The sequence below is a fragment of the Brevundimonas sp. TSRC1-1 genome, from assembly GCF_049898245.1.
Taxonomy (GTDB): Bacteria; Pseudomonadota; Alphaproteobacteria; order Caulobacterales; family Caulobacteraceae; genus Brevundimonas; species Brevundimonas mediterranea_A.
In genome coordinates, this window is the sequence record NZ_JAFCXI010000001.1 from 249,872 (window position 1) to 271,031 (window position 21,160).

Genomic DNA, 21,160 nt, shown 5'->3' on the forward strand with positions numbered 1-21,160 from the left:
ATGAGCACTCCCTTCGCCTTCGATACCGAGTTCGACGCCGACGGTTCGGTGGTGCGCGAAAGCGCCTGGAAGCCGACCAAGCGCAGCTATCTGCCGGCCGAGGTGGACGCCCTGGTCGCCCATGCGCAGCTGGAGGCGCGCCAGCAGGCGCTGAACGAGATCGAGAACATCCGGGCCATGGCTCTGACCAATATCGCCCAGGGCGTGGCGGCGGCCTTGCCCTCGCTGAGGAACGTGGCCCAGACGCATCGTGAACAGTCGGCCGACCTGGCCCTGGCGGCCGCCCGGGCCATCGGCGGCGCGGCGCTGGAGCGTTTCCCCCAGGCCCCCTTGCGCGCCGCCCTTGAGGCGCTGGCCCAGGAGATCGACGCTTCGCCGCGTCTGGTCGTGCGTGCAGCCGGTCTGGACGACGAGGGCCGCGCCCAGATCGAGCGGGCCTGCGCCGACAGCGGTTTCACCGGCGTCGTCGCCTTCCGGGACGAGCCGGGCATGGGTTTTGCGGCCTTCCAGCTGGAATGGGCCGATGGTCGCGCTGACCACGATCCGGAAGGCTCGGCCACACGCGTGGCCGAAGCCCTGACCGCCGCCCTGGCCGCCGAGGCCGGGCACGCCGAACCCCCTATCAATACTGACCGGAGTGATTTCTGATGGCCTCCGACGATCTTTCGCTCGAGGAGTTCCCGGACTCCACCGCCCTGGCCGTGGTCGATGATCATGGCGACAAGACCGCCGCCGACCTGGCCACGGTCTTCGAGGTGCCGGTGAACATCTCGGCCGTGCTGGGCAAGTCGCACATGTCGGTGGCGCAGCTGCTGAAACTGAACAAGGGGTCGGTGCTGGAGCTGGACCGCAAGGTCGGCGAGGCCATCGACATCTTCGTCAACAATCGTCTGATCGCGCGCGGCGAGGTCGTCGTCGTGGACGACCGGCTGGGCGTGACCATGACGGAAATCATCAAGACCGAGGACTCGGGGGGCTGAAGCGACGCCGCGCAGGCTCTGCGCGGCTGAACGACGGCGACCCGGATGAAAGTTTAGAGGAGAAGAACAATGCGTCTTCTGGTGGTAGGCAGACTGAGCGGACAGCTCGCTTCGGCGGTGAAGATGGCCATGGCGCACGGCGCCAAGGTCAGCCACGTCGAGCGCGCGGACCAGGCGACCGAGCAGTTGCGACGGGGGCAGGGCGCCGACCTTCTGATGGTCGATTACCAGCTCGACATCGCGGCCCTGATCGCCGCGAACGAGGCCGAACGGATCACGGTGCCGGTCGTCGCCTTCGGCGTCGACGCCGACGCCCGCGAGGCTGCGGCGGCGATCAAGGCGGGGGCCAAGGAGTTCATCCCCCTGCCGCCCGACGCGGAACTGATCGCCGCCGTCCTGGCCGCTGTCGCCGACGACGAGAAGCCGATGATCTCGGCCGACCCGTCGATGAAGGCGGTGTTGCAACTGGCCGACCAGGTGGCGCGCTCGGAAGCCTCGATCCTGATCACCGGCGAAAGCGGCGTCGGCAAGGAGGTGATGGCGCGCTACATGCACGACAACTCGCGCCGGTCGGAACGCCCCTTCATCAGCGTCAACTGCGCGGCCATTCCCGACAACCTGCTGGAATCCGAGCTGTTCGGTCACGAGAAGGGCGCCTTCACCGGCGCCGTCGCGCGCCGGATCGGCAAGTTCGAAGAGGCCGACGGCGGCACCCTGCTGCTGGACGAAATCAGCGAAATGGACGCCCGGCTTCAGGCCAAGCTGCTGCGCGCGATCCAGGAACGGGTCATCGACCGCGTCGGCGGCTCCAAGCCGGTGTCGGTCAATATCCGCATCATCGCCACGTCCAACCGCGACCTGGCCCGCGCCGTGTCGGAAGGCACGTTCCGCGAAGACCTGCTGTACCGGCTGAACGTCGTCAATCTGCGCCTGCCGGCCCTGCGGGAGCGGCCGGGCGACATCGGGGTTCTGGCCGAGCATTTCATCAAGAAATACGCCGCCGCCAACGGCGTGCCGGTTCGGCCGATCTCGGCGCGCGCACGCCAAGCCATCAGCGCCCACCGCTGGCCCGGCAACGTCCGGGAGCTGGAAAACGCCATGCACCGGGCGGTGTTGCTGGCGACCGGGCCGGAGATCGACGTCGACGCCATCCGCCTGCCGGACGGTCAGCCCCTGACCCCGGCCTCGGGCATGATGGGCGCGGCCTCGACGGGTCAGGAAAACCCCTACGGCGGCGGCGTCGCGGCGCGGGCGGCCCAGGCGGCCGATGCGGTGACGCGCAGCTTCGTCGGTCAGACGGTGGCGGCGATGGAAAAGACCCTGATCCTGGACACCCTGACCCACTGCCTGGGCAACCGGACCCATGCGGCCAACATCCTGGGCATCTCGATCCGCACCCTGCGCAACAAGCTGAACGAATACGCCGACGAGGGCACGACCATCCCGGCGCCCCAGTCGGGCGTCTCCGCCTCGGGCTACGCAGCCTGAGCATGGGGCGCGGTGTGGACAGACGAAAGCTGATCGCCGGCGCCGGTGCGCTGGGCCTGGCCGCCTGCACGCCGCGCACACAGGACGAGATCCCGGCCGAAAAGGCGCCGGACTTCTTCCTGAACGATCTTGAAGCGCGTCACGGCGGCCGGCTCGGCGTCGCGGCCCTGGACGTCGCCAGCGGCCGACGCGTGCTGTGGCGCGGCCAGGAGCGGTTCGCCTTCTGCTCGACGTTCAAGGCCTTTCTGGCCGCCGCCACCCTGGAGCGGGTGCAGCGCGATGAGGAGAGCCTGGATCGCGCCGTCGCCGTCACCCGCGCCGATATCGTCCCCCATGCGCCTGTGACCGAAAAGGCCGTGGGCCGCACGCTGACGATCCGCGAACTGATGCAGGCGACGGTGGAGGTCAGCGACAATCCGGCCGCCAACATCCTGATCCGCGAAATGGGCGGAATCGCCGTATGGCGTTCGTGGTGGCCGACGTTCGGCGACACCACCACCGTGATTTCGCGCCTGGAGCCGGACCTGAACACCGCCCTGCCCAACGACCCGCGCGACACCTGCCTGCCCGAGCAGACGCTGGCCAATATCCGCGAGATGGCCTTCAGCGAGCGGCTGACGCCGGAGAACGACGCCCTGCTGCACGGCTGGCTGACGGCCTCGCCAACCGGCCCGAACCGGATCAAGGCCGCTGCGCCCGAAGGCTGGACCGTGGCCCACAAGACCGGGACCGGCGCCAACGGCACGGCCAACGACATCGCCATGCTGACGCCGCTGAGCGGTTCGCCGGTCATCGTCGCCGCCTATTTCACCGGCGCGACCGAGGCGACCGACGATCAGCGCGACGCCGTGATCGCCGAGGCGACCCGCCGCGCCCTGAAGGCGCTGGGCCGTGACTGATACGCCCATGATGATGAAGGACGGCATGGCGCGCCCCACCGGGCGCGACGTCCTGGGCTGGGTCAACCGCGGCGAAGTGCTGATGGCCGTCGGCGTGATCGGCGTGATCATGCTGCTGATCCTGCCGGTCCCGAAGATGCTTCTGGACCTGCTGCTGGCGATCTCGCTGGTGTCCAGCGTGCTGATCCTGATGACGGCCGTGATGATGAAGCGGCCGCTGGACTTCGCCATCTTCCCGACCGTGCTGCTGGTCTCGACCCTGTTCCGCCTGGGCCTGAACCTGGCCTCGACGCGCCTGATCCTGACCCACGGCCAGGAAGGCCACGACGCGGCGGGTCAGGTCATCAACGCCTTCGGCCAGCTGATGATGGGCGGCAACTTCATCATCGGGGTGATCATCTTCGCCATCATCCTGGTGGTGAACTTCGTCGTCATCACCAAGGGTTCGACCCGGATCGCCGAGGTCTCGGCCCGCTTCACCCTGGACTCCATGCCGGGCAAGCAGATGGCGATCGACGCCGATCTGTCGTCGGGGCTGATCACCGAGGACCAGGCCAAGCTGCGCCGCAAGGAGCTGGAGCAGGAATCGACCTTCTTCGGCGCCATGGACGGCGCGTCCAAGTTCGTGCGCGGCGACGCCGTGGCCGGTCTGATCATCACCTTCATCAACGCCATCGGCGGCGTCCTGATCGGAACCCTGACGCACGGCATGCCGGCGATGGAGGCCGCCAACACCTATGTGCAGCTGACCATCGGCGACGGTCTGGTGACGCAGGTGCCGGCCATCATCATCTCGATCGCCGCCGGCTTCCTGGTGTCCAAGGCGGGCGTCGAGGGGACGGCGGACAAGGCCATGGTGACCCAGCTGGCCACCAACCCGGTGTCGCTGGGCGTTGTGTCCGGCGCGGCCGGCCTGATCGGCCTGATCCCCGGCATGCCGCTGATCCCCTTCGCCGCCCTGGCCATCGGTTCGGGCTTCATGGCCTGGAAACTGGGACGCAGCCGGCTGAAGCCGCAGCCGACGGAGGCCGAGATCGCCGCCGCAGCGGCCAAGCCCAAGGAGGAGGTCGAAGAGCCGATCTCCAGCATCCTGACCATCGACGAGGTGAAGATCGAGCTGGGCTATTCGTTGCTCAGCCTGATCAATGATCTGGAGGGGCGTCGCCTGACCGACCAGATCAAGGCCCTGCGCCGGTCGCTGGCCCAGGAATACGGCTTCGTCATCCCGCAGGTGCGCATCCTCGACAATATGCGCCTGCCGACCCAGGGCTACGCCATCCGCATCAAGGAGATGGACGCCGGCGCAGGCGAAGTGCGTCTGGGCCATCTGATGGCGATGGACCCCGCCGGCCGCCAGGTGGAACTGCCGGGCGAACACATGCGCGAACCCGCCTTCGGCCTGCCGGCCACCTGGATCAACGAGAACCTGCGCGAGGAAGCCACCTTCCACGGCTACACCCTGGTCGATCCCTCGACGGTGCTGACGACCCACCTGACGGAGATCCTGAAGGAGAACATGGCCGACCTGCTGTCCTACAGCGAGGTGCAGAAGCTGCTGAAGGAACTGGGGGTCGAGGAGAAGAAGCTGGTCGAGGAACTGATCCCCAGCGTCGTCACCGTCACCACCCTGCAGCGCGTGCTTCAGGCTCTGCTGCGCGAAAAGGTCTCGATCCGCGACCTGCCGGCGATCCTGGAGGGCCTGGCCGAGGCGGCGCCCCACAGCACGAGCGTCACCACCCTGGTCGAACACGTCCGCGCCCGCCTGGCCCGCCAGCTGTGCTGGCAGCACCAGGGCGGCGACGGCGCCCTGCCCATCGTCACCCTGTCGCCGGAGTGGGAGAGCGCCTTCGCCGAGAGCCTGGTCGGCGGCGGCGAGGACAAGCAACTGGCCATGGCGCCGTCACGGCTTCAGGACTTCATCCGATCCGTGCGCGAGACCTTCGAACGGATCGCCATGTCAGGCGAAAATCCCGTCCTGCTGACCGGGCCCCAGACCCGCCCCTATGTCCGCTCGATCATCGAGCGCTTCCGCGGGCAGACGGTGGTGATGAGTCAGAACGAGATCCACCCGCGCGCCAAGCTGCGCACCCTGGGGCAGGTTTAGACCAGACTGGATCGCGGCCTAGTTCGCGATGGTCCAACCGCCGGCCGAGGCGTTGCGTGCGACGTCGTTGACGGGGCGGGCGACCAGGCCCGACTGGGTGATCCAGACCTCGTAACGGGCGCCGTCGGCCATCGGCATGTAGGCGGCCGAGCCGTACAGGGTGTCCGCAGCATCAACATAGCGCCGGTAGCGGCGGATGGCGTCCCAGGCCTCGACCTTGAAGGGGACGGCGCCGTTGCGGGCGTTGGCCTCGGCCGCCGCCAGGTCATAGGCGCTGCGTTCGCCGTGCAACTCCTGTTCGATGGCCCGATACCGGCCGGACAGCCGGTCCAGCCGGTATTGCGCATCCAGCCCCAGAACATTGGCCCAAGGCTTCCACTTCAGGACCTGGGCCTCGATCCGCCAGTCGTCGCCGTGAACCGGATAGAGGGCGCCCGCAGCGGCGGCCTGGCCCTCGCGCGGGGGCTGGACCAGGTTGATCTCGTAATACTGCGGCCCGATCTGGCGCAGGGTCAGGGTGGCGACCGGACGCTCGTAGGTGAGGCGGGCGTAGGTCTGAATATTCATGCCGAACAGGGCGGCCAGGCAGGCGGCCCAGAGAATGGCCCCGCCGAAGACTGCGCCCAGGCCCCCGCTCAGAGGCTTGCCGCCGAACAGGGCCCGCAAGCCCCGGATCAGCAGCACCAGCCCGATCAGCGCCACCGCTGTCGGCAAAATCCACCACCACCCGATCATCGTCCCGTCCCCGATTAAGCCCCGCCCCCGCAAGGTCATGCCGGGCCATATTAACCACAAGCCGCGAAAAGCCCGCAGGTTTCGTGCAACAGGCGTTTGACGCACGCCCCGGCGCCGCTAATGCTCGTGGCATGACACCTCGACAAAGCCAGAACTGGTCGCGTTTCAGCACCTTCCTGCGGACGCCGTCGCTTGTGCGATCCGTCTCGGGTTTGCTGATCCTGGCCTTCGTCCTGCTGCTTACGGTGAATATCTCGACCTTCGTCATGATCCGGCGCACCGCGACGGTGAACGACACGATCGAACATGCACAGCAGATGCGGCGGGCATCGCGCACCGTCCTGATCTCCATGCTGGACGCCGAGACGGCGCAGCGCGGCTTTCTGCTGACCGGACGGAGCGACTTCCTGCAGCCCTTCGAGGCCGCAAGGGCGGAGCGGGAGCCGGCCCTCAGCTTTCTGGAGCAGGGCGTGGTCGGCGACCCTGTCCTGGAGGAACCGGTGGCGCGCATACGACGCCTGGCGGACGCCAAGCTTCAAGAAATGGAGGGCACGCTGGCCCTGGCGCGCGCGGGCCGCATAGGGCAGGCGATCCAGTCCGTGCGCTCCGGCGAAGGCAAGCGCTACATGGACGAACTGCGCGTGGCCATCGACGACTTCGACGCCCTCAAGTCCGCCCGCATCGCCGACCGCACCCATGCCTCCGAGCGGTCCGCCTTCGTCACGGTGTTGATGAACGCCCTGACCGGCCTTCTGGTGCTGATTCTGGCCCTGCTGTCGGCCTGGATGGTGCGTCGCTACGTCGGCGAGATCCAGAGGGCGCGCGAGGAACTGGATGCGGTGAACGCCGGCCTGGAGGACACGGTCCGCGACCGCACCGCCGCCCTGACCCGCGCCAACGACGAGATCCAGCGGTTCGCCTATATCGTCAGCCACGATCTGCGCGCGCCCCTGGTCAATGTCATGGGTTACACCTCCGAACTGGAGCAGGCGGGCAAGGTGATCGATGCGGCGATCCGCGAGGCGGAGGCCGAAGGCCCTGTCAGCGCCGACGTCGTCACGGCCGTGCGCGAGGACATGCCGGAGGCCCTCGGCTTCATCCGGGCCTCCACGGAAAAGATGGACCGGCTGATCAACGCCATCCTGAAACTGTCGCGCGAGGGGCGGCGCAATCTGGCGCCGGAGCGGCTGGACATGACCGCCATGGCCCAGAACATCGCCGACAGCGTCCACCATCAGACCGAGGCCTCCGGCGCCCGGATCGTCGTCGAAAGCCTGCCGCCGATCGAGAGCGACCGTCTGTCGATGGAACAGATCCTGGGCAATCTGATCGACAACGCCGTCAAATATCTGGACGCCGGCCGGCCGGGCGAGATCGTCGTCTCGGGCGAAGAGGTCCCCGGCGGCTGGATCGTCTATCGGGTCGCCGACAATGGACGCGGCGTCGCGCCCAGGGACCATGAACGAATCTTCGAACTGTTCCGTCGTTCGGGCAAGCAGGACCGCGCCGGGGAGGGACTGGGCCTGGCCTTCGTGCGCAACAGCGTGCGCAGGATCGGCGGGGTCATCGATCTGGAGTCCGAGCTTGGCAAGGGCTCGACTTTCCTTCTGAAATTCCCCAAACGACTGATCCTGTCCGAACCCGGAGGCGTGCTGTGACGCAACCCGTCAAAATCATCATGGTCGAAGACGACCACGGTCATGCCAAACTGATCGAGAAGAATATTCGCCGTGCGAATATCAGCAACGAGATCAAGCATTTCGACGAGGGCGGCGCGGCGCTCGACTATCTGTTCAGTGCGGAAATCCTGGCCAACGGCCCGCTGCTGATCCTGCTGGACCTGAACCTGCCGGATATGTCGGGCACCGACATTCTGGAGAAGGTGAAATCCGACGACCGACTGAAGCGCGCGCCCGTCGTGGTTCTGACGACCACGGACGACAAGGTCGAAATCCAGCGCTGCTACGATCTGGGCTGCAACGTCTACATCACCAAGCCGGTCGATTATGAATCCTTCGCCGGCGCGATCCGCCAACTGGGTCTGTTCCTGTCGGTGATGCAGGCCCCGGAGATCGAGTGACCGCAATCTCCGGCGCCATTCGACTGCTCTATATCGACGATGACCGCGGCCTGTCGCGGCTGGTCGAGAAGGAGTTGAGCCGCCACGGCTTCGCCGTCACCTGCGCGCCCGATGGTGACGCCGGGCTGGCGCTGCTTGCGGCCCATGAATACGACGTCTGCGCCCTGGACCACTATATGCCCAGCCGCGACGGGCTGGACGTTCTGCCGGACATCCTGACCCTGAACGCGCCGCCTCCGGTCGTTTACGTGACCGGCGCCCAGGAAGGCCGGATCGCTGTGGCCGCCCTGCGTGCGGGCGCTGCGGACTATGTCATCAAGGACGTGTCGGAAGACTTCACCTCCCTGTTGCGCTCGGCCCTGGAAGACGCCGTTCTGCGTCGCCGGCTGCAGCGTGAGAACGACATCGCGCAGGAGGAAGTCCGTCTGGCCCGTGACCGTGCCGAGGCCATGTTGCGCGAGGTCAATCACCGGGTCGGCAATTCGCTGCAACTGGTGTCCAGCTTCATGTCCCTGCAGATGCGCCAGATCACCGACGAGGGCGCGCGCGAGGCCTTGCGGGAATGCCAGGCGCGGATCGAGGCCGTGGCCCACGTCCATCGCCGCCTCTACACCTCGGGCGACATGAGCCGGGTGGCCATGGACGAATATCTCGAAGGCCTGATGCACGAACTGTCCAAGTCCGTCGGTCCGGGCGAAGGCTCGCCGCGCCTGGTCGTGGACGCCGCGCCGATGTGGGTGACGACAGATCAGGCCGTGTCCCTGGGCGTCGTCGTCGCCGAACTGGTCACCAACGCCGTGAAATACGCCTATCTGCCGGGCCAGGGCGGCGAAATCCGCATCAAGCTGCAGCCCGAGGGCGAACATCGCGCCATATTGACGGTCGAGGACGACGGCCCGGGCCTGGGCGACGGCGCGCCCAAGGGCACGGGTCTGGGCGGCAAGATCATCTCGGCCATGGCCTCGGGACTGCGTTCGGCCGTCGAGTTCGACGCCGCCCACAAGGGCGTACGCGCCCGGCTGGCCTTCGACCTCTAGGGTCAGTTTAGTCATGCTTCAGTTCGGCGTTCGCAATCCTGCAATCGACTACCGCCACCGGGCGACGGCGTTCGGCGTCGTCGAACGCGACGGCCTGATCGCCTGCGTGCGGGTCGAGCGGACGACCGGAGCCTATTTCGACCTGCCCGGCGGGGCCGTGGACGGGGAGGAGAGCGAGGTTCAGGCCCTGGTGCGAGAATTCGTCGAGGAGACCGGCCTGGACGTCAAGCCGCTGAACCGCATCGCCGAGGCGGGCCAGTATCACCTGAAGAGCAATGGCGAGCCGTTGTGCAACATCGGCGGATTCTGGACCGGCGTGGTCACGGGCGAAAACCCTGACGCCAAATGCGAGGACGACCACACCTTGGTCTGGCTGGACCCGACCGTCGCCCTGTCGCGCCTGCGGCACGACGCTCACGCCTGGGCGGTGGCGGTCTGGCTGCGTCGCGCAAGCTGAGCCTTACGGAACAAGCCTCGCGGCCATCCCGTTCTTCCTGCACGTCGCGGCGCTATGACAGCGCCGCTCGAAAAGGAGAATTCCCATGGCTGATCAAGACCGTATCGAAGGTTCCGCCAAGAACATGGGCGGCAAGATCAAGGAAGGCGCGGGCAAGCTGACCGGCGATTCCAAGCTGCAGGCCGAAGGCAAGGCCGATCAGGTCGAGGGCAAGGTCCAGAACGCCGTCGGCGGCGTGAAGGACAGCTTGAAAGACGACAAGTAAGCCTTACCCCGGTCCCTAACCGCCCGAACGCCGTCCGCGAAAGCGGGCGGCGTTTCGGTTTGGGCGGACCCTGTTTTCAGTCGTCCTTGCCGCCCCAAAGACGTAGCGACAGACCCTTGTTTTTGGCTTCATCGACTGGCCGGCATTCGGAACTGAAGCCGCCTTCGACAGGCCGGGGACGACAGTCCATTTCCTGCGGGGTGGACGACGCGGCGGGCGTCCGCGACTGCGGCCCGCATTGCAGGCCATAGGGCGATCCGCGCTCCGTCGCCTGCGTCATCTGGCAATCGCCCGCCATGCCGACGGGTCGCAGCGCATCCGGCAAATCCTCACCCAGGGCCAAGGCGAGTTGTCCACGCACCTCGGCCTGACAGTCCTCCAGCGTCTTGGCGCCGCGCAGTTGGGGGCTGCAGCGCGCGCGCTCATAGCCGAAGGGATCCGCCAGGCCCCATTCCGGCACCGTATGTCGGGGCGCCGCGACCGGCGTCTCCGCAGCGGTCTCGGCGGCGGGCGCCTCCCACACGACCGAGGGGGCGGTCTGTTGCAGCAACAGCAGGGCGAAGGCGGCGGCGATCATCGGTCAGGCCCTTCGTAATGGGGCGCGTTCGCTTCGAACGCGAAAATCTACCTTGTCAGGGCGCGCATCGCCTTGTCGAGGCCTTCCAGCGTCAGGGGGAACATCCGCTCGTCCATCACCTCGCGCAGCAGGCCGACCGAGGCGGTGTAGCTCCAGTATCGTTCCTGCACCGGGTTCAGCCAGATCGACTTTTCCCACTGTTGACGGGCGCGTTTCATCCAGACCGCGCCGGCCTCCTCGTTCCAGTGCTCGACCGAGCCGCCCGGCATGGTGATCTCATAGGGCGACATGGTCGCGTCGCCGACAAAGATGGCCCGCCAGTCGCCGGGATATTTGTGCAGCAGGTCCCAGGTCGGGATCCGCTCGGTGTGACGCCGCCGGTTGTCCTTCCAGACGCCTTCGTACAGGCAGTTGTGGAAGTAGAAGAACTCCAGGTTCTTGAACTCGGTCCGGGCCGCCGAGAACAGCTCCTCCACCAGCTTGATATGGCCGTCCATCGACCCGCCGATGTCCAGGAACAGCAGGACCTTGATCGTATTGCGCCGCTCGGGCCGCATCTGGATGTCCAGCCAGCCCTGGCGCGCCGTGCCGTCGATAGTGCCGTCGATGTCCAGTTCTTCCGCCGCCCCCTCGCGCGCGAACCGGCGCAGGCGGCGCAAGGCCACCTTGATGTTGCGCGTGCCCAGTTCGACCGTGTCGTCCAGGTTCCGGAATTCGCGCTTCTCCCACACCTTGACCGCCCGGCCATGCTTGCCCGGCCCGCCGATCCGCACCCCCTCGGGGTTATAGCCGCCGTGACCAAAGGGGCTGGTCCCGCCCGTGCCGATCCATTTCGAGCCGCCGGAATGGCGTTCCTTCTGCTCCTCCAGCCGCTGCTTCAGCGTCTCCATCAGCTTGTCGAAGCCGCCCAGCGCCTCGATCTGCGCCTTCTCCTCGTCGGTCAGATATTTTTCGGTCAGCAGCCGCAGCCAGTCCTCGGGGATGTCGGTGGTCAGATCCTCGCCCGCGCCGATCGACTCCACGCCCTTGAACACGGTCCCGAACACCTGGTCGAACCGGTCATAGTGTTTCTCGTCCTTGACCAGCAGCGCGCGCGACAGGTGGTAGAAGGCCTCGATCTCGCGCCCGGCCAGATCGCGATCCATGGCCTCCATCAGATGGAGCCATTCCTTCATCGACACCGGAACCTTGGCGTCGCGCAGGGCGGTGAAGAAGGGGAGGAGCATCAGATGTCGCTCAGGCTGCGAAGCGCCTGGTCCAGTTCTGGCAAGCTTACGCTGGCGATCAGCCAGAGGACTTCCGGCTTCAACGTTTCGTAGCTGTGCGCCACTCGATTTCGCAGACTGACGATGTCGGGCCATGGAATGTCCGGCAGGCGCGTCTTTACGGCCTCGCTCAGGAAGCGGGCGCATTCGCCTGTCCGCAACAGGTTCATGCAGACGGCGTCATAAACCAGCGTCTGACGCATGAAGCCCTCCCGGCCTTCAGACGCGATGTAGGATTTTACACGGCTGGCGGCGTCCAGGATTTCCGCGATCAGGTTCGCGTCGGCTTCGTCAGACAAGGATCAGGTCTTTCTCGACCTTTGTTCTGACATAGGGCCGCATGACTTCCCAGGAACAGAACTCGACCGGCGTCTCCAGTCTTTCCGCCAGCAGGCGTTCCGCGGTCAGAAACTCGATGCCCATGGGCCTGGAAGTATCCACCAGCAGGTCCACGTCGCTGTCGGGTCCCGCCTCGTCGCGGGCGTAGCTGCCGAACAGGCGCAGGTTCACGATGCCCTGCTCCTCGAGCCAGGGCTTCAGCTCACGCAGCTTTTCCAGCAGTTCGGCGCGGGTCATGCCCGCACCATAGTCTATCCGCGTCGCAAGATGAACTCGTGGTCGCGCCAGGCGCCGACCGGGTATTCGTATTCGCCCGCCTTCTCGAACCCATAGGCGGCGTACAGACGCTGGGCCTTTTCATTTCCGCTCCAGACGCCGATCCAAAGCGGCCCCTGGGTATGGGCCTCCATCCAGTCCAGCGACAGGGTCAGCAGTTTCGTGCCCAGGCCCAGGCCTTGCGCGGCCTTCGACACATAGAGGCGGCGCAACTCCATGTGCTCCGGGCGCGCCTCGGGGTGGGGCAGGCCGTTGGGACCCGCGTTGGCGAAGGCCAGCAGTTCGCCCTCCCGCTCGGCCACCCACCAGGCGCAGCCGGACTCGGCCAGCTTCTTCAACGTCGGTTTGGGATCGAAACTGGCGTCGAGAAAGGCGTTCAGGTCGTCCTGCGGATAGGGGATGCTGAAGCCGGTGACGAAGGTGTCGATGAAGGTCTGGCGGCCCAAAGCGCCCAGGGCGGCGGCGTCTTCGGGTCGGGCGGCGCGGATCACGGTCTCGGTCATGGCTCGGCTCTACATTGCGCCGCGTCGCGCGTCACCGGCGACAAGGTCCGGCCGACGGCGTATCGTCGTCGGAATGTCCGCGCCGCTCTTCACCCACCCGTCCATGCTGGATCATACGCCCGGCGCCGGCCACCCCGAGAGCCCGGCGCGGCTGAAGGCGGTGCTGGAGGCGCTGGAGGACGCCGGTCTGGCCGGTGACCGCCGCGCGGCGACCCTGGCCGAGGTCGCGGATCTGGAGCGGGTGCATCCGGCCGCCTATGTCGCGCGCCTGCTTGAGGCGTCCCCTGCCGAGGGATTGAACCGGCTCGACGCCGACACCGTGCTGTCTCCCGGCAGCGTTCCGGCGGCGCGGCTGGCCGCAGGGGCGGCGATCGACGCGGTCCGGGCCGTGGCGCGCGGCGAGATGAACCGCGCCTTCGCCGCCGTCCGACCGCCCGGCCACCATGCGGAGCCGGATCGCGCCATGGGCTTCTGCCTGTTCTCCTCCGTGGCGGTCGCGGCGCGGGTCGCCCAGTCCGAGGGCATGGCCCGGGTGGCGGTGGTCGATTTCGACGTTCACCACGGCAACGGCACCCAGGCCGCGTTCGAGCATGACGACAGCCTGTTCCTGGCCTCCATCCACCAGATGCCGCTGTATCCCGGCACGGGCGCGGGGGATGAGGTCGGCGTCGGCAATATCGTCAATGCGCCGGTGGCGCCCCATGCGGCGCGCGAGGCGTGGCGCGCGACCTTCGCCGGCGGCCTGATGCCGGCGCTGGAATCTTTCCGGCCGGACCTGATCCTGATCTCGGCCGGTTTCGACGCCCATCGTCGCGACCCGCTGGCGCACCAGTCGCTGGAAGCGGAGGATTTCGCCTGGGCGACCCGCGCTGTTCTGGAAGTCGCGCGCCGGACCTGTGCAGGCAAGGTTGTGTCCGCGCTCGAGGGCGGTTACGACCTTGAAGGACTAGGCCGCTCCGCGGTCGCACACGTCGCCGCGCTCGGGGAGGAATAGGACGTCTAAAGCCTTGAAACTTAAGGGCCGTCCGATCGCCATGTCATCCCCCGCCCTGTCCCTCGATTCGACCGATCAGCCTGCGCCGCAGGCCGCAGGATCGACTGAGTCCGGCGCTGTAACGGCTCTGCGCCCGGGCGCCATCACCCTGACGCGTCACGGCGAGCCCGCCCTGTCGCGCAAATGCCTGATCACCGCGCGTCAGTACGGCGACTGGTGGGCCAAATACGAGATCGGCGGCCTGCTGGCCGGCCAGACCCCGCCGCCGGAACTGGTCGCCACCGCCCAGGGCGCCGGCGCCATCTACGCCTCGACCCGCCAGCGCGCCCAGGAGACCGCCGCCGCCGCCGCCGCCGGACGTGAGGTCATGTCGGACGTCCTGTTCATCGAGGCGCCCCTGCCGCCGCCGCCGATTCCCGACTGGATCAAGCTGTCGCCGAAATGGTGGGGCGTGGTGTCGCGCTTCTGGTGGCACGCCTTCGACCACCACGGCGGCCAGGAAACCCGCGCCGAGGCCGAGGCCCGCGCCGAACAGGCGGCGCGCAAGCTGATCGCCCGCGCCGAAACCGGCCAGGACGTGCTGGTCTTCGCCCACGGCTATTTCAACCATATGGTCGGCGCCCGGCTGAAGGCCGACGGCTGGAAACTGGTGCATAACCAGGGCTTCAAATACTGGTCCCAGCGCCGATACGAGAAGCGATAGCCGCATCCACCGTTGATGCAGGCTTCGCCCCCCTCTAGGGTCCGCGCCATGACCGATACCGCCGCCGCCATCCCCGCCGACCTCAGCTTCGAAGACGCCCTGCAGCGCCTGGAGACCATCGTGTCACGCCTGGAATCAGGCCAGGCTCCGCTGGAGGAATCCATCGCCCTGTACGAAGAGGGCGCCAAGCTGAAGGCCCATTGCGAGGCCCGTCTGAAGGCGGCCCAGCTGCGCGTCGAGAAGATCGTCGTTGGACCGGACGGCCAGGCCAAGGGCGTCGAGGCGGCGTCGTTCGAATGACGCCGACCATCGCCTTCGACGACTTCATGAAGGTCGATATTCGCGTCGGCCGGATCGTCAAGGCCGAGCCGTTTCCTGAGGCGCGCAAGCCGGCGTTCAAGCTCCAGATCGATTTCGGCCCCGAGATCGGCGTCAAGAAATCCTCGGCCCAGATCACCCGCCACTACACGTTGGAAGAACTGGAAGGCCGCAAGGTCGCCGCCGTCGTCAACTTTCCGCCGCGCCAGATCGGGCCGGTGAAGTCCGAGGTTCTGACACTCGGCTTTCCCGATGCGGACGGCGAGGTGGTGCTGGTCGGGGTGGACCGCGACCTGCCGCTGGGCGGGCGACTGTTTTGACCCCTATGCTCGCCGCCAATTCGCCCGAACAGGCCGTGATCGACCGGGTGGCCGAGGTCGCAGATCTGGTCACGGTCGCGCTGGACCAGTTGTTGCCGCGCGCCGACGGACCGGAAGCCCGCCTGACCGAGGCCATGCGTTACGCGGCCCTGGGCCCCGGCAAACGGCTGCGCCCCTTCTTCGCGCTTGAGGCCGCGCGCCTGTTCAATATCGACGAACGGTCGGTGCTGCGCGCCGCCTGCGCCCTGGAATGCGTCCACGCCTACAGCCTGGTGCACGACGACCTGCCGTGCATGGACGACGATGACATGCGGCGTGGGCGCCCAACGGTCCACCGCGCCTATGACGAGGCCACGGCGGTCCTGGCCGGCGACGCGCTTCAGACGGCGGCCTTCGACATCATCCTGCACGAAGACACCCACGAGGACGCGGTCGTGCGGTGCGAACTGGCGGCGCGGCTGTCGATGGCCTCGGGCGCGCGGGGCATGGCCGGCGGTCAGATGATCGACCTGCTGGGCGTGCGCGACGATCTGGGCGGCGTCGCCCGGATGCAGCGGCTGAAGACCGGCGCCCTGTTCGCCTACGCCTTCGAGATTCCGCTGATCATCGCCGAGGCCTCGGCCCAGCACCAGCACGCCCTGATCAGCTTCGCCCACGATGTCGGCCTGGCCTATCAGATCGTCGATGATCTTCTGGATGCGGAAGGTTCGGCCGAAGAAATGGGCAAGGCCGCCGGCGGCAAGGATGCGGCCCTGGGCAAGACCAATTTCGTCACCCTGCTGGGGCTCGAGGCGGCGCGACAGAGGGTCGCGCACCTGTCTGACCAGGCCAGGGCTCACCTGGAGCCGTTCGGGCACGAGGCGGAAATCCTCAAGGCGAGCGTGGACTTTGTGCTAAAGCGCCGGTCCTGATACGAAACATTGATCTCCCCCAGGGGTTGATTGATCAGACTTTCAAGGTTTTCCCGGCTGATGCCCGACACCCCGCTTCTCGACACCGTCAAGTTTCCCGCCGACATGCGGGGCTTCGACATCGCCCAGCTGAAACAGCTGGCGCAAGAAGTGCGGGCCGAGACCATCGACGCCGTATCGGTCACGGGCGGCCACCTGGGCGCGGGCCTGGGCGTGGTCGAGCTGACTACGGCGCTTCACCATGTGTTCGAGACGCCCAAGGACATCCTGATCTGGGACGTCGGCCACCAGTGCTATCCCCACAAGATCCTGACCGGCCGTCGCGACCGCATCCGCACCCTGCGCCAGCCCGGCGGCCTGTCGGGCTTCACCAAGCGCAGCGAGAGCGAGTACGACCCCTTCGGCGCCGCCCATGCCTCGACATCGATCAGCGCCGCCCTCGGCTTCGCCGCCGCACGCGACCAGAAGGGCGAGAAGAACAAGGTCGTGGCGGTCATCGGCGACGGCTCCATGTCGGCCGGCATGGCCTATGAGGCGATGAACAACGCCGCCGAGGCGACCAATGGCCAGTTGATGGTCATCCTGAACGACAACGACATGTCCATCGCCCCGCCGGTCGGGGGCATGAGCGCCTATCTGGCCGGTCTGGTGTCCGGCGGCGCCTATCAGAACGTCCGCCGCCTGGGCCGCTCGGTCGCCCAGCATCTGCCACGCCCGTTCCGCAACGCGGCCAAGAAGGCCGAGGAATACGCCCGCGGCATGGTCACCGGCGGCACCCTGTTCGAGGAGCTGGGCTTCTACTACGTCGGCCCCATCGACGGGCACGACATGGAGAATCTGGTCCCGATCCTGAAGAAGGCGGCGGCCATCGAGGACCGGCCGGTGCTGGTCCATGTCGTGACGCAGAAGGGCAAGGGCTACGCCCCGGCCGAGAGCAGCGCCGACAAGCTCCATGCGGTGGTCAAGTTCGACGTGATCTCGGGCAAACAGGCCAAGTCCGTGTCGAACGCGCCCAGCTACACCAAGGTGTTCGGGACCGAGCTGATCAAGCACGCCGCCCTGGATCCCTCGATCGTGGCCATCACCGCCGCCATGCCCTCGGGCACGGGGTTGGACCTGTTCGGCCAGGCCTTCCCCGACCGCACCTATGACGTCGGCATCGCCGAACAGCACGCCGTCACCTTCGCCGCCGGCCTGGCCGCTGACGGGATGAAGCCGGTCTGCGCCATCTATTCCACCTTCCTTCAGCGCGGCTATGACCAGGTGGTCCATGACGTGGCGATCCAGTCGCTGCCGGTGCGGTTCGCCATGGACCGGGCCGGTCTGGTGGGCGCAGACGGCGCGACCCACGCCGGGTCGTTCGACATCGGCTTCATGGGCGCCTTGCCCGGCATGGTGCTGATGGCCGCCGCCGATGAGGCCGAACTGGCGGGCATGATCTCGACCAGCCTGGCCATCGACGACCGCCCCAGCGCCTTCCGCTATCCGCGCGGCGACGGCGTCGGGGTCGAGATCCCGGAACTGGCCGCCCCGTTCGAGATCGGGCGGGGCCGGATCGTGCGCGAGGGGACGTCGGTCGCCATCCTGTCTCTGGGCACCCGTCTTCAGGAATCGCTGAAGGCCGCCGATCTGCTGGCGGCCCGGGGCGTGTCCGCCACCATCGCCGACGCCCGCTTCGCCAAACCGCTGGACGCCGACCTGATCCTGCGCCTGGCGCGCGAGCATGAGGCCCTGATCACGGTGGAGGAGGGGGCCATGGGCGGCTTCGGCGCCTTCGTGCTGCAGCTTTTGGCCGAGAAGGGCGCGCTGGATCGCGGGTTGAAGGTCCGCACCCTGAACCTGCCCGATGTCTTCCAGGACCAGGACGCCCCCGCCGCCATGTATGCTCTGGCGGGGCTCAACGCGGACCATATCGCCGCCGCCGCCTTGCGCGCGCTGGGCGTCGAGACGGCGCGGGCCGCCCGGGCCTGAGACCCGCAGCATGACCGCCGGCGTGTCTCCCCGGCCGGTCGGGTCGGCCTTCCTGATCGGTTACGCCGTCGCCTATATCGGCGCCTTCATCGGCGTGGCGCCCCTGCTTCAGGTGCTCGCGCCCCTCCACGCCGAGATGATCGACGGTCAGGCCAAGGGGCCGTTGCTCAGCCAGGCCCTGTTCTGGGGCTGTATGGCCGCCGGGCTCGGCAATATCGTCGGCGGCGCCCTCAGCGACCGGACCCGGTCGCGGCTCGGCCGGCGGCGCCCCTGGATCGTGGTCGGCGCGGTGCTGACCATCGGCAGCTACGCCGCCATCCAGCAGTCCTCGACCCCGCTGGGCCTGGTGCTGAGCCTGGTCGCTTTCCAGCTGACCTTCAATATCCTGCTGGCCCCTCTGATCGCCCTGTTCGCGGACCGGGTGCCCGAGAACCGGCGCAGCGCCATGTCCGCGGTCATGGGCATGGGCTATCCGCTGGCCGCCATGATCGGTTCGGTCGTGATGGCCTGGGGGCCGCAGGGCGAGGTCGCGCGGTTCGCGACCCTGGCCGCCGTTGTTCTGGCGGCGACCGTGCCCTTCGCCCTGCTGTCGCGCGAGGATCCGGCGCCCGCCGACCGGGTGCGGGCGCCCTTGTCAGGGTTTTCTCTGCCCAGCCTGCTGCACCCCTTCGCCGTTCGCGACTTCACCCTGGCCTGGACCTATCGGTTCCTGGTGGTGACCGGCTATTCGCTGGTGGCCTTCTATCTGCTCTTCTACATCGCCGACGCCATCGGCTTTCCGATCCTGTTCCCCGGCCGCTCGGCCGAGGCCGGCCATTCGCTGCTGACCGCCATCGCCGTCGTGGGGGTGGTCGGGGTCAGCACCGTCGTCGCCATGGGCGGCTCGCGCATCACGCGGCGCAAGCCGCTCGCCATCGCCGGCGGGGTGCTGCTGGCCATCGCGGCGGCTGTGCTGGCGACCACGCAGGACTGGACCACCGTGGTCGTCGCCTTCGCCCTCTATGGGGTGGGCCAGGGCTGCTATGGCGCGATCGACATCGCCCTGATGACCGACGTCCTGCCGTCGGTCGAGGACCGGGGCAAGGACCTGGGCCTGATCAATCTGGCCGTGACCCTGCCCCAGGCGATCGCGCCCCTGATCGCCCTGGTCCTGCTGGAGAACCTGGGTCTGGACTTCCGCAGCCTGTTCCTGGCCGCCGCCGCCTGTTTCGGCGGGGCGACCCTGGCGGTGGCCTCGATCAGGCGGGTTCGGTGACGTCTTCCAGCGGACCCAGACCGGTCGCGGTCTGAGCCAACCGATAGCGTTTCACCGTCTTGTTCTGATACGGCTTGGCCAGGATGGTCGAGACGGCGCGCAGTTCGCCGACCGCCTGATCCCGGTCCAGGGTCAGCAGGACATAGCCCTTGGACGCCTGGTCGCAGAACTTGACCTCGGGATTGGCGGCTTCCAGCGCCAGGCCCAGCGGCAGGCCGCCGACCATGTCGCCGGGCGACGGACTGGAGATGGCCGAGGTCCCGAACTCGACCGCGCGACGCTGGCCGCCGTTGTCATACAATTCGTTGACCCAGAAGGCGTGGCTGTCGCCGGCCAGGACGATCGGCTCGACGCCCGCCTGTTTCATCGTCTCGTACAGACGCTCGCGACCGGCGGGATAGCCGTCCCAGCTGTCCAGGTTGAACGGCAGGCCCAGCTTGAACAGCTGGATCGCGGCCTCGACCTGGGGCTGGATATCGGCGGGCAGGCTGGCGATCATCTGCGCCACCTGGGCGGGCGGCAGCATCTGTTCGATGTTCGGGCCCTTGACCCGGGCCATGACGACCTGGTTGCCCAGGATCTGCCACGGACGACCGGCGGCCTTGGACTGGCTCATGGCCTCGCCCAGCCAGCGGCGTTGACCCTCGCCCAGCAGGTCGCGCGACGGCTCCTGACGCTGGGCCTCGAAGGCGGCGATGTCCGGGCGGCCGTCGGCGGTCTTGGGGATGTTGGCGAAGTCCATCTGTTCGGCGCGGGCCGTCAGACGGGTTTCGACCATGTGCAGGCTGGCCAGATCGCCGAAGTGGAAGCTGCGGTTGATCGCTTCCTTCATCGCGCCGGCCTTGGCCTCGCGGATCGGCATCCATTCGTAATAGGCGCGCAGGGCCGCCGCCTTGCGCGTGGCGAAGTCGCCTTCGGTCGCCGGCTGATGGTTCTCGGCCCCCATCATCCAGACGTCGTTGGCGACCTCGTGGTCGTCCCAGACGCAGATGAAGGCGGCGCGGGCGTGGGCGGCCTGCAGATCGGGATCGGTCTTGTATTGAGCGTGGCGCGTCCGATAGTCGGCCAGGCTGACGATTTCGTGGGGCGGCAGGGGCGCCCGGTTCAGCGGCGCGCCCGTCGCCATGCCGTAGTCGCCCGGCGCCGCGCCGTATTCGTAGATGTAGTCGCCCAGGTGAACGACCGCGTCCAACCGGTCCAACTGCGAGATGGCCTCATAGGCGTTGAACAGGCCGCCCGGATAGAGCTGGCAGGACACCACGGCCAGGTTCACCTGCGGCGTCGCGCCCTGGGGCAGGGTGCGGACCCGACCCGCCGGCGAGGTTACGCCATTGGCGATGAAGCGATAGAAATACTCCCGACCCGGCTCCAGGCCGCGACCGTGCAGGTCGTGCTTGACGGTGAAGTCGCGCTCGGCCCGGGCGGTCAGGTCGGGGAAGCGACGCACCATGTCGGTGAAGTCGGCGTCCCTGGCCACTTCAAGAACCACCGCAATCTCCCCGACCGACGGATCGGCCGGGGTGACGCGGGTCCAGAAGACCGCGGAATGCTGATCCGGATCGCCGCTGGCCACCCCGTGGAGGAAGGCGACCTGACCGGCATGGGCGGTCTGGGCGACGGCGGGCGTCGCCGCCCCCGCGCCGATCAGTCCCAGAAGGCTGCGGCGATCCAGATTCATCGTTC

The 21,160-nt window shown here is 67.6% G+C and carries 24 protein-coding genes; 17 read left to right on the forward strand and 7 right to left on the reverse strand.

The genetic code is table 11. From position 1 onward, the window contains the following. From ACP7CK_RS01255 to flhA, 5 genes are all read left to right on the forward strand, one after another. Nucleotides 1–648 carry a flagellar assembly protein FlbE gene (locus ACP7CK_RS01255; protein WP_292147765.1) on the forward strand — a complete coding sequence of 216 codons (648 nt, stop codon included), beginning with the start codon at nt 1–3 and terminating at the stop codon, nt 646–648. Next, complete coding sequence (fliN, locus tag ACP7CK_RS01260) at nt 648–980, forward strand: flagellar motor switch protein FliN (protein ID WP_008258919.1); 333 nt, start codon at nt 648–650, stop codon at nt 978–980. Before ACP7CK_RS01255 ends, fliN begins: the two co-directional genes overlap by 1 nt. A 69-nt stretch (nt 981–1,049) precedes the next feature. Continuing rightward, entirely contained in the window at nt 1,050–2,468 is a 1,419-nt protein-coding gene (locus ACP7CK_RS01265; RefSeq protein WP_035305627.1) for a sigma-54 interaction domain-containing protein, read from the forward strand. 14 nt (nt 2,469–2,482) lie between these two features. Then, entirely contained in the window at nt 2,483–3,367 is an 885-nt protein-coding gene (gene bla, locus ACP7CK_RS01270) for a class A beta-lactamase (RefSeq protein WP_052004681.1), read from the forward strand. Nucleotides 3,368–3,374: 7 nt separating this feature from the next. Further along, entirely contained in the window at nt 3,375–5,471 is a 2,097-nt protein-coding gene (gene flhA / locus ACP7CK_RS01275; protein ID WP_426025421.1) for a flagellar biosynthesis protein FlhA, read from the forward strand. Nucleotides 5,472–5,489: 18 nt separating this feature from the next. On the opposite strand, the gene ACP7CK_RS01280 is transcribed toward flhA, so the two are convergent. Next, nucleotides 5,490–6,206 (reverse strand): hypothetical protein, encoded by a 717-nt coding sequence (locus ACP7CK_RS01280; protein ID WP_426024885.1) that lies wholly within the window; start codon nt 6,204–6,206, stop codon nt 5,490–5,492. A 131-nt stretch (nt 6,207–6,337) separates the two neighbouring features. On the opposite strand from ACP7CK_RS01280, the gene ACP7CK_RS01285 reads away from it, so the two are divergent. From ACP7CK_RS01285 to ACP7CK_RS01305, 5 genes are all read left to right on the forward strand, one after another. Continuing rightward, on the forward strand, nt 6,338–7,864 hold the full coding sequence (locus tag ACP7CK_RS01285; protein WP_426024886.1) for a sensor histidine kinase: 1,527 nt from the start codon (nt 6,338–6,340) through the stop codon (nt 7,862–7,864). Further along, entirely contained in the window at nt 7,861–8,286 is a 426-nt protein-coding gene (locus ACP7CK_RS01290; RefSeq protein WP_231492442.1) for a response regulator, read from the forward strand. The genes ACP7CK_RS01285 and ACP7CK_RS01290 overlap by 4 nt, the downstream gene beginning before the upstream one ends. Beyond that, the gene (locus ACP7CK_RS01295; RefSeq protein ID WP_008260327.1) at nt 8,283–9,323 is read left to right on the forward strand and encodes a sensor histidine kinase; all 1,041 of its coding nucleotides are present in this window, start codon (nt 8,283–8,285) and stop codon (nt 9,321–9,323) included. Before ACP7CK_RS01290 ends, ACP7CK_RS01295 begins: the two co-directional genes overlap by 4 nt. Before the next feature lie 13 nt (nt 9,324–9,336). Next, a complete protein-coding gene (locus ACP7CK_RS01300) occupies nt 9,337–9,780 on the forward strand; it encodes an NUDIX domain-containing protein (RefSeq protein WP_372705053.1) in 444 nt (147 codons plus the stop codon). 85 nt (nt 9,781–9,865) lie between these two features. After that, a complete protein-coding gene (locus ACP7CK_RS01305; protein WP_035305613.1) occupies nt 9,866–10,045 on the forward strand; it encodes a CsbD family protein in 180 nt (59 codons plus the stop codon). Nucleotides 10,046–10,121: 76 nt separating this feature from the next. Here ACP7CK_RS01305 and ACP7CK_RS01310 read toward each other — a convergent pair whose 3' ends face one another. The 5 genes from ACP7CK_RS01310 to ACP7CK_RS01330 are packed head-to-tail and all read right to left on the reverse strand — an operon-like array spanning nt 10,122 to nt 13,005. Continuing rightward, nucleotides 10,122–10,622 carry a hypothetical protein gene (locus ACP7CK_RS01310; protein WP_372705052.1) on the reverse strand — a complete coding sequence of 167 codons (501 nt, stop codon included), beginning with the start codon at nt 10,620–10,622 and terminating at the stop codon, nt 10,122–10,124. A 47-nt stretch (nt 10,623–10,669) separates the two neighbouring features. Further along, nucleotides 10,670–11,848 carry a vWA domain-containing protein gene (locus tag ACP7CK_RS01315; protein ID WP_426024887.1) on the reverse strand — a complete coding sequence of 393 codons (1,179 nt, stop codon included), beginning with the start codon at nt 11,846–11,848 and terminating at the stop codon, nt 10,670–10,672. After that, complete coding sequence (locus ACP7CK_RS01320) at nt 11,848–12,186, reverse strand: DUF86 domain-containing protein (RefSeq protein WP_426024888.1); 339 nt, start codon at nt 12,184–12,186, stop codon at nt 11,848–11,850. Before ACP7CK_RS01320 ends, ACP7CK_RS01315 begins: the two co-directional genes overlap by 1 nt. Then, entirely contained in the window at nt 12,179–12,463 is a 285-nt protein-coding gene (locus ACP7CK_RS01325) for a nucleotidyltransferase family protein (RefSeq protein ID WP_426024889.1), read from the reverse strand. The genes ACP7CK_RS01320 and ACP7CK_RS01325 overlap by 8 nt, the downstream gene beginning before the upstream one ends. Nucleotides 12,464–12,477: 14 nt before the next feature. Beyond that, a complete protein-coding gene (locus ACP7CK_RS01330) occupies nt 12,478–13,005 on the reverse strand; it encodes a GNAT family N-acetyltransferase (protein ID WP_426024890.1) in 528 nt (175 codons plus the stop codon). 73 nt (nt 13,006–13,078) lie between these two features. On the opposite strand from ACP7CK_RS01330, the gene ACP7CK_RS01335 reads away from it, so the two are divergent. Genes ACP7CK_RS01335 through ACP7CK_RS01365 form a run of 7 tightly spaced genes read left to right on the forward strand, consistent with a single transcriptional unit; the run spans nt 13,079 to nt 19,477 of the window. After that, nucleotides 13,079–13,999, forward strand: coding sequence for a histone deacetylase family protein (locus tag ACP7CK_RS01335; protein WP_426024891.1), 921 nt, complete (start codon nt 13,079–13,081; stop codon nt 13,997–13,999). A 40-nt stretch (nt 14,000–14,039) separates the two neighbouring features. Beyond that, on the forward strand, nt 14,040–14,702 hold the full coding sequence (locus ACP7CK_RS01340) for a histidine phosphatase family protein (RefSeq protein ID WP_008258932.1): 663 nt from the start codon (nt 14,040–14,042) through the stop codon (nt 14,700–14,702). A gap of 48 nt (nt 14,703–14,750) precedes the next feature. Further along, complete coding sequence (locus ACP7CK_RS01345) at nt 14,751–15,002, forward strand: exodeoxyribonuclease VII small subunit (RefSeq protein ID WP_008260204.1); 252 nt, start codon at nt 14,751–14,753, stop codon at nt 15,000–15,002. Further along, complete coding sequence (locus tag ACP7CK_RS01350) at nt 14,999–15,340, forward strand: tRNA-binding protein (RefSeq protein ID WP_035305605.1); 342 nt, start codon at nt 14,999–15,001, stop codon at nt 15,338–15,340. Before ACP7CK_RS01345 ends, ACP7CK_RS01350 begins: the two co-directional genes overlap by 4 nt. A gap of 5 nt (nt 15,341–15,345) precedes the next feature. Continuing rightward, nucleotides 15,346–16,251: a polyprenyl synthetase family protein gene (locus ACP7CK_RS01355; RefSeq protein ID WP_008261771.1), complete on the forward strand. Its 906-nt coding sequence runs from the start codon at nt 15,346–15,348 to the stop codon at nt 16,249–16,251. A 57-nt stretch (nt 16,252–16,308) separates the two neighbouring features. Further along, nucleotides 16,309–18,222 (forward strand): 1-deoxy-D-xylulose-5-phosphate synthase, encoded by a 1,914-nt coding sequence (gene dxs, locus ACP7CK_RS01360; protein WP_426025422.1) that lies wholly within the window; start codon nt 16,309–16,311, stop codon nt 18,220–18,222. 10 nt (nt 18,223–18,232) lie between these two features. Next, on the forward strand, nt 18,233–19,477 hold the full coding sequence (locus ACP7CK_RS01365; protein WP_426024892.1) for an MFS transporter: 1,245 nt from the start codon (nt 18,233–18,235) through the stop codon (nt 19,475–19,477). On the opposite strand, the gene ACP7CK_RS01370 is transcribed toward ACP7CK_RS01365, so the two are convergent. Next, nucleotides 19,461–21,155 carry an alkaline phosphatase D family protein gene (locus tag ACP7CK_RS01370; protein ID WP_426024893.1) on the reverse strand — a complete coding sequence of 565 codons (1,695 nt, stop codon included), beginning with the start codon at nt 21,153–21,155 and terminating at the stop codon, nt 19,461–19,463. The two genes, ACP7CK_RS01365 and ACP7CK_RS01370, sit on opposite strands and share 17 nt — an antisense overlap. Nucleotides 21,156–21,160 lie beyond the last annotated feature (5 nt).

Bases quoted from the DNA above. Each gene is read 5' to 3' on its own strand.
- ACP7CK_RS01255 (WP_292147765.1), top strand. From the start codon at position 1: ATGAGCACTCCCTTCGCCTTCGATACCGAGTTCGACGCCGACGGTTCG.
- fliN (WP_008258919.1), top strand. From the start codon at position 648: ATGGCCTCCGACGATCTTTCGCTCGAGGAGTTCCCGGACTCCACCGCC.
- ACP7CK_RS01265 (WP_035305627.1), top strand. From the start codon at position 1,050: ATGCGTCTTCTGGTGGTAGGCAGACTGAGCGGACAGCTCGCTTCGGCG.
- flhA (WP_426025421.1), top strand. From the start codon at position 3,375: ATGATGATGAAGGACGGCATGGCGCGCCCCACCGGGCGCGACGTCCTG.
- ACP7CK_RS01280 (WP_426024885.1), bottom strand. From the start codon at position 6,206: ATGATCGGGTGGTGGTGGATTTTGCCGACAGCGGTGGCGCTGATCGGG.
- ACP7CK_RS01285 (WP_426024886.1), top strand. From the start codon at position 6,338: ATGACACCTCGACAAAGCCAGAACTGGTCGCGTTTCAGCACCTTCCTG.
- ACP7CK_RS01300 (WP_372705053.1), top strand. From the start codon at position 9,337: ATGCTTCAGTTCGGCGTTCGCAATCCTGCAATCGACTACCGCCACCGG.
- ACP7CK_RS01305 (WP_035305613.1), top strand. From the start codon at position 9,866: ATGGCTGATCAAGACCGTATCGAAGGTTCCGCCAAGAACATGGGCGGC.
- ACP7CK_RS01310 (WP_372705052.1), bottom strand. From the start codon at position 10,622: ATGATCGCCGCCGCCTTCGCCCTGCTGTTGCTGCAACAGACCGCCCCC.
- ACP7CK_RS01315 (WP_426024887.1), bottom strand. From the start codon at position 11,848: ATGCTCCTCCCCTTCTTCACCGCCCTGCGCGACGCCAAGGTTCCGGTG.
- ACP7CK_RS01325 (WP_426024889.1), bottom strand. From the start codon at position 12,463: ATGACCCGCGCCGAACTGCTGGAAAAGCTGCGTGAGCTGAAGCCCTGG.
- ACP7CK_RS01330 (WP_426024890.1), bottom strand. From the start codon at position 13,005: ATGACCGAGACCGTGATCCGCGCCGCCCGACCCGAAGACGCCGCCGCC.
- ACP7CK_RS01335 (WP_426024891.1), top strand. From the start codon at position 13,079: ATGTCCGCGCCGCTCTTCACCCACCCGTCCATGCTGGATCATACGCCC.
- ACP7CK_RS01340 (WP_008258932.1), top strand. From the start codon at position 14,040: ATGTCATCCCCCGCCCTGTCCCTCGATTCGACCGATCAGCCTGCGCCG.
- ACP7CK_RS01345 (WP_008260204.1), top strand. From the start codon at position 14,751: ATGACCGATACCGCCGCCGCCATCCCCGCCGACCTCAGCTTCGAAGAC.
- ACP7CK_RS01350 (WP_035305605.1), top strand. From the start codon at position 14,999: ATGACGCCGACCATCGCCTTCGACGACTTCATGAAGGTCGATATTCGC.
- ACP7CK_RS01355 (WP_008261771.1), top strand. From the start codon at position 15,346: ATGCTCGCCGCCAATTCGCCCGAACAGGCCGTGATCGACCGGGTGGCC.
- ACP7CK_RS01365 (WP_426024892.1), top strand. From the start codon at position 18,233: ATGACCGCCGGCGTGTCTCCCCGGCCGGTCGGGTCGGCCTTCCTGATC.
- ACP7CK_RS01370 (WP_426024893.1), bottom strand. From the start codon at position 21,155: ATGAATCTGGATCGCCGCAGCCTTCTGGGACTGATCGGCGCGGGGGCG.